Source organism: Flammeovirga sp. SubArs3, from assembly GCF_947387565.1.
Classification (GTDB): domain Bacteria; phylum Bacteroidota; class Bacteroidia; order Cytophagales; family Flammeovirgaceae; genus Flammeovirga; species Flammeovirga agarivorans.
Genome location: NZ_CANDOA010000016.1, coordinates 105,709 through 112,718, shown reverse-complemented (window position 1 = coordinate 112,718; position 7,010 = coordinate 105,709). Strand labels below are relative to the sequence as shown.

5 protein-coding genes are annotated in these 7,010 nt (G+C 32.6%); 1 reads left to right on the top strand and 4 read right to left on the bottom strand.

The genetic code is table 11. The features are described from left to right. A partial coding sequence (locus tag QL232_RS26320) for a UDP binding domain-containing protein (RefSeq protein ID WP_281616401.1) occupies positions 1-201 on the top strand: 201 nt, incomplete at its 5' end. Between the two features lie 144 nt (positions 202-345). Here QL232_RS26320 and QL232_RS26315 read toward each other — a convergent pair. The 4 genes from QL232_RS26315 to QL232_RS26300 form a co-directional block, all read right to left on the bottom strand. After that, positions 346-768, bottom strand: a complete 423-nt coding sequence (locus QL232_RS26315) for a DUF4625 domain-containing protein (RefSeq protein ID WP_281616400.1) — start codon at positions 766-768, stop codon at positions 346-348. A gap of 13 nt (positions 769-781) precedes the next feature. Further along, positions 782-1,183, bottom strand: coding sequence for a hypothetical protein (locus tag QL232_RS26310; RefSeq protein WP_281616399.1), 402 nt, complete (start codon positions 1,181-1,183; stop codon positions 782-784). 28 nt (positions 1,184-1,211) lie between these two features. Continuing rightward, complete coding sequence (gene gntH, locus QL232_RS26305) at positions 1,212-2,780, bottom strand: guanitoxin biosynthesis MBL fold metallo-hydrolase GntH (RefSeq protein WP_281616398.1); 1,569 nt, start codon at positions 2,778-2,780, stop codon at positions 1,212-1,214. A 324-nt stretch (positions 2,781-3,104) separates the two neighbouring features. After that, positions 3,105-6,899, bottom strand: coding sequence for a caspase family protein (locus QL232_RS26300; protein WP_281616397.1), 3,795 nt, complete (start codon positions 6,897-6,899; stop codon positions 3,105-3,107). Positions 6,900-7,010: the final 111 nt, after the last annotated feature.

Genomic DNA, 7,010 nt, shown 5'->3' with positions numbered 1-7,010 from the left:
GTAGTCAATGATCCATACGAAGCAGCTCAAGATGCACATGCTATTGCTATCTTAACAGAATGGGATGAATTTAAAACTTATGATTGGGAAAAAATCCATTCTACAGTATTAAAGCCAGGAAATATTTTTGATGGTAGAAATATCTTAGATAAAGAAGCATTAAAAGAGATTGGATTCAATGTTTATAACATTGGAAAATAATCTTTGTGAAAATATATATTAGATACATTTAATTTGTATCAAAAAAAAGCTAGGACATTATTTCTTTTGATTAAAGAAAATGTCCTAGTTTTTTCATTTAAGATTAGCGATTCTGATCTTTTATACTACCTAACTAAACTAATTTTATATCTCAATTTCTTCATTTTCGAAGATTTCAAATCCGTTTAAATCTACCGCACTTATTGTGATATGATATTCACCATTAACATAATCGGGTACCTCAATTGAATCTTCAATTTTAACCTTCAGTCCTGAGTTCATATCATTAGTATTAATAAACTCATCGTATATAATAATTTCACTCCATACTTCATCGTGAAAACTATGTTCGTGTCCGTATGCAGGGTGTATATCTACTTTTATAAATGACAAACCTACTTCTGCATCAACATTGAAATTATAATTTATTTGCTTCATACTAGAAGTTTCACTAGCAGTTGTACTTATATCATAAATTTGCATACTAGGGTTGATCACCTCATCATTGGTGCATGATGTTACTAAGAATAAGACAATTGTTACGAATGATATTAATTGATATTTCATGATTTCTATAATTTTATAATGAGAATGATTCTTTTGCTAATTCAATGTTATTGGCATCTGTTATGGATACTACTATTTCTGTTGGACTGGCGTTTAAAATCAATTCAAGTCCTCCTTTACATTCAATGATATTTCTATAGCTATAACCTTCAGAAAATATTGCATTGAAGTAAGGGTTATAGACATGGTCAGACATTTGTAAATACAATGCTTCCGCAAGTTCTAAGGCTAAATATTCAAAATTTTGTATGTTGTTGATTTCTCCGGTATGGTCTCTAAATGTCACCATATGTTCATCAATCTCTACTTTTGTATGTTCTTCAGCCCTAAGAGCGATCATTGCTTGTTCTTTAGTCTGAGCAAATGAGATACTTGAAAGTATGGTCAACAGGAAAAAGCTTATATAGTATTTCATCTTTATTTTCTTTAGATAGTTTCAGTATTTATTTTGAAGATTCAACGTTGTCGAGTTTATAATCTCTACTTTTAATAAAGTTTCCATTTTCATCAAAATCTGTTCTTCTTCTTTTCATTGAACTTGGAATCTTTTCATTTGGGACGAAAATAGGCTTATCAGATGGCCACTTATAAGATAATTGAGGTTGGTATCCTTCAGGATAATACTCTTCCGGTTGATATTGCATGTCTCTGATATATTGGTTCTGCATGTCTTCTCTCTTTTTTCTTGGAACTGGAACGATAAGTCCACCATTTTCTGCAACTTGAGAGCCTGCTTGCGGAGGTGTTGCATTTGGATAATCAGGCAATTGCCCGTCTCTTACCCAGATTTTATCTTTTGTGACATTCACAACTACACCATCAAAACCAAAGTGGAACGGTCCGTCATAATGCTCTCTTACTTCTGCTACCATTTCATTGTTTGCATATAGATCATCAAAGGTGTGAGTCGCCATTGCTAAACGAGGATTAGCATCTTTGTATAACTTTCCTGCTGCATAAGCAGGGTTATGGTGAGTATCAATTGTATATCTAGAAAGCACTGCTGGAACACCATAGACTTGTGATGAAATGGAAACAACTTCTACTTGCATTTCAGTGATTAGAACATCAGCATCTTTGCCATATTTTGCGGTTAATTTATTAGGTCTACCGTCGCCTGAAAAGACAACTGACATTCCTTTATACTCAACTCTATAAGCCGAAGCTCCATCTTTACAATGTGCTTGTTGCCAGTGAATGACTTTTATATCATCCTGATTGTAAACAACACCACCATCATCTGTAAAGTCAAATTCATTTACTTCAATTTCCCATCCTCTGCCTATTGGAAAGACATCAAATGCATCTCTATGCCATTCGGTCATTGATTTCATTCCTTCAACCATATGTGCAGTGCCGTATTTTTCTTCAGATCCCGATGGACCAGTAATTCTTAATGGCTCATTCCATCTACCATTCCAAGCACCGAACATATATACATAAGGCAATGCTCCATAGTGATCCACATGTAGGTGGGTTAGGAAAATATCGTTGATCTCATTCAACGCGATACCCGCACCAACAAAATTGGCTACTGATCCTTCACCAATATCAAAAATTAAGTTTTTTCCGTTCCCAAACTGTATTAGAATTGAGGTGTTCGCTTGTCCAGGTCGAATCATAGGAGAGGATCCCATAAATATGATTCGTATTTCTTCTTCTAATAAATCTTCAGTATTTGGATACCAATTTGCCGCAGAAACCATATGATCCATTGGGGCTATACCTTCAAACATTAACCCTTCATTCCATCTTCCCATAGGAATACCTGCAGTCAATGTGGTTTTTAATTGTGTTGTATCTGTCTGAAAGATACCTTCCATATTTTTAAACTCGTTAATATCAGTAGTTGATATATTGCTTTGATCGTTAACATAACCTGCAGCATTTTTATTTGTTCCTTGATAATTTCCAGTGTAATTGTTTGGACCTTGATCGTCCTGAGCCTTGCTAACATTTATCGTTAGGCAGTAGGTTAATATTAATGTTAGAGATAGAATAACTTTTTTCATGATAGATGTTTTTATTGATATTTTATTTAACCAAATGGTTAATTAAGTAGTAAAATTTTTTGATCACAAGGATCAAGTTTTTATAAGGCTTGAGTTTTAAATGATTAATATCAAACTTTATAATTAACCAAACGGTTAAATTGATTTATGGTTACGTTATAAATCAATTATTAGCATTTGTTTACTGTAATCAATGATTTAAAGTTATTTTGATAGTTATATCTCAAGATTAAGAAAAGAAGTGACTCTTATATTTTAAAAAGAGTAAAGTATAATCTAATACAAATAAAAAAGAGCCGATTGTTTAAAATCGACTCTTTTCTATTAATCACAAGAAACGCATTGTCCACTACCGTCATAAAAATCAGCAGATCGATCACTGTCACTTAATGAATACCTACAACATGCAGTTGGTTTTCCTGACCAACGGCCATTAGTGATCTTTTCATATTTAATAGGGACCCTTAATTGTCCGGTTTTTCTATCTAAGCAACCAAATAGGTTTCCTTCTTGTACCTTAATTAAACCACACTCCATAAACTCAATAGAATCGAATTTCTTACCACCGATGATTTTACCATCAGGAGAATTCAATTGCATTTGTCCATCAGAGAAAGTTAATAAGGAATATCCATTTTGTTTTAATTGGATATTGGAATATTCTATAGGAACAACAAGTCTACCAGCATAATCTATAACGCCTTCATTTCCATTTTTAGATACTAAATAAAAACCATTTTTAGGTTGAATTTTATCATAACCATATAGTTTCTTGATACCATTTGTAGGACTTCTCATGACGTATGCATAATTGTATTGTGGAGCAATTCTTAATGCTGTGGCTATATATGAAGAAGCTTTACCATTTTGTTTTTTTCCTTTAAAGAATAATCCATATTTATAATCGAACCAAGGAGTATCTGGCAACATATCTTTTCCCATTAGGTATAACTCATGCAGTTTATCTTCTTTACCTAGTTCAACATAAGTGTTCCATAATAATTTGTAATTTTCTAAACGGTATGGATTCTTTAATAATGAAACTTTACTATGTCTTTCTATTGCTTTTAAGTCTTGTCTAGAATAAGCAACATATGCCAGAAATATATCAAGATCTGAAAATTGACCTCTTTTACTTGTGTATTTATCAGTACTTTCTTTAGCTTTTGGATAGTTGTTTTCTACTTGAACGGCAAATTGTGCTTTATACCTTAGAGCAACAGCATTGTAAGGATCTAGAATTAATGCTTGATCTATAAGGTCATAAACCTTTTTCGGTGATTTTTTATAGAATGAGGCATAAGAAGTATAAAGTTTTCCTAAAATAGCTTTTAAATCAGCTGATGTTGGAAATTCTTCAATACCTGAAAGAAGTACTTTTTCTGCATCAAGAAGATATTTTGAATTGCTGTCTTGTCTATCATATATCTTCCTCATAATATTAGCATAAGTGATATAAGAATCTTCTACTTTTTGTGATTGATTCATCATACCTTGAGCAACATCATAAGCCTGTTTTAATTGTCCAAGTTCTAAAAGAACAGCAGCTTTTATATCTGTAAATGCTGGATTTGAAGGATCAATAGTCTCCATTTTTTTAACTAGTGACCAAGCTTTCTGATAATACCCCATCTCTAAATAAATAGTTGCTTTACCTAGATATCCTTTTACATTATTCGGGATGATGGCAATGATCTCTTCATTTTTCTTTAATGCTTCCTCATAGTTTTCTTCTACCACATATGTCTTCACCATAGTATTTTTAGGCGCAGTCCATTTTGGTTTTAATTCTTCAGCAATTTTTACACTCTCTTTTGTTTTATCTAGCTTCATCAACTTTTTATTGATAATAGCGATGCCATTATGAGGGTAAGCTGCAGTTGGTGTAACTTCTAATATCTTTTCGAAGTAGGATATTGCTTTTGGGAAATCCTTCACATTATTTTCAATGATGATAAGATAGCCTTGTAAAAACCAGCGTCTGATATTAATCATTTCCAATATTTCAGGCTCATTTTTATATAACCTAGTCGCATAGTTTAATTCATGAATTCCTTCTTTCACCTCAACAATTGATGGAGTAACACTTTTGCCTAAGATAAAAGGAGTAATTATTTTTTGAGCTTTGTCTTGTAGAGCAACAGCTAGCAAACTCTTTAAATCTTCCTTCTGTGTTTCATCATAGAGTGGGGAATTGTATATTTTTTCAAACCATTCCGTAGCATAAGGAGTAGGAACAGTTACAGAAGCAAGCTTTAGTGTTGTTGTACTAATAGAAGCCATTAATTCGCTATCACTATCCCATTTGAAGTTTTGTCCCAAAGGGTGGGTACTTACTTTCTGTGCTTTACCTGACTTTGCATTGACAATAAACAAGTTGGAGTTTTCTCCTAGTACTAAGAAAAATTTATCATTAAGGGGTGAAATTTTACGAGGCTTTTCTCTAGCTGGTAAACCTATATCCCTAATTGTTTTCCCACTTTTTGTATCAGTAAATTTGATTGTCGCATAATTAATAGTGACGATGATGTCTCCATTTCTAGCAAAGAACATCTCTCTTTCAGATTTTGGAGAGATTTTTTCTTCTGCAATAGGGTTGAGTGTTTTTCCATCTAGAATAACTAAACTACCTTTTGCATCAGAAACGGCTATAAATTTTTCATCATCTGATACAGCGATAGAAGAGACTTGGTTTTTTACTTTATGTACTTTTTTAGGAGGGGTGTCTTCTTTATCCATAAGAAAGACATTTCCTTTTTCATCTCCAGAATATACTGTGCCATTTTTTGAAATAGTTAATGCAGTAACCGGACTTTTATGATAGCTCGCTGTTTTAAATTGAAATGTTTTATGGTATAAATAAGTCGTTTGATCTTTGGCATAATACGCCCAATAATCTCCATTTGCAGCTATTTTTGAAGGGTAACTCATAGCTTGTACAATCTCTTTTTCGTTGGTTTCGAAGTTGAAAATCTCAATTGTTTTTGCTTTTGAAAACACCCAAGCTTTATTCCCTGATACTTTTACAGATTTTATATTACCTATTTGAATATCATTAGTAAATTCAATATCAAGGACTTCATTTTCATGTAGATATTTGGGTTCAATAATGCGTTGTGATGCAATGGCATCGTAGAATGATCTAGTTTCAAAAGTATCTTTATACTTTAAAAGACCATTATTAGGAGATACGCCTCGACTAGCTACAGAAGTTTTATTAAAATTGTTCTGATTCTGTAATGCAAGATCTTTTAGCTTATCATCAACAACCATAACAATTTCTTTTGCAATTCCTTTATATTGTGGATTTTGATCATAATCAGTTTCTGCAGGAACTTTAGATGTTATGTAACTATTAAGTTCTCCATGGTATATTTTATTATCTCCATTTGAATCAGCAAGACCCATTAAGCCTTGTAGTAGGTGGAATGTAAATGCTCCATGACCATTTCCCCATTGTAATCCCTCTTTTGATAATTCATTGGGTCCACAAGACACATATTTATGAGTATTATTCCAGTCATTGTAGAATTGTGAAAATTCAGAATCCGTTCCATCCGAACTTAATAACTCTCCTGACCTACAAGCATCGGTAACCATAAGAACTTTAAACCCTTTTTTGCTAGATAGACTGTTGACGTATTTTTTCAATTGACTTAATTGAAGTGAACCACCAATACCCATCATATAACCTTCTTCGTCCTTTGCTAATGCATCGTTAGCTAATAGGTAGGCATCACCGACCATATCTACATCACCATGACCAGCAAAGTAGATAATAATTTCTTCGCCTTCCTGCCCTTGCATTAAGGTTTTAATGATCTGAGTCTGTACATTTGCTTGTGTCGCCTCTTTATTAACGAGTAATTTAATGTCTTCTGGAGCAACAGCTTTGTGTTCTATTAAAAAGTTGGCAAAAGCGGTAGCATCATCATCTGCAAATTGTAATTGTGCTTCTTGTGGAAAATTAGAATATTCCGAAACACCAACAATAACAGCTTTAATCTTTTTTTGTGATGTTGATTGAGGCTCATTCAATACCAACCCTCTATCATTTTGGCTAAATATCGAAAGGGTACTAAGAGTAAATACAAATAGGGTAATTAGAAGTCTTTTCACAGCTTAAAAAAATGAATGTATTGAAGCTTTAAAATTTCTTAAAGATATCTAATCTTACTATAAAAACTAAAACAATAGAAAACATTATCTGATACGAATTAATATTTAATA

What these genes read in the sequence shown, in the direction of transcription:
- QL232_RS26315 (WP_281616400.1), bottom strand. Translation starts at nt 768, where the DNA reads ATGAAATATCAATTAATATCATTCGTAACAATTGTCTTATTCTTAGTA.
- QL232_RS26310 (WP_281616399.1), bottom strand. Translation starts at nt 1,183, where the DNA reads ATGAAATACTATATAAGCTTTTTCCTGTTGACCATACTTTCAAGTATC.
- gntH (WP_281616398.1), bottom strand. Translation starts at nt 2,780, where the DNA reads ATGAAAAAAGTTATTCTATCTCTAACATTAATATTAACCTACTGCCTA.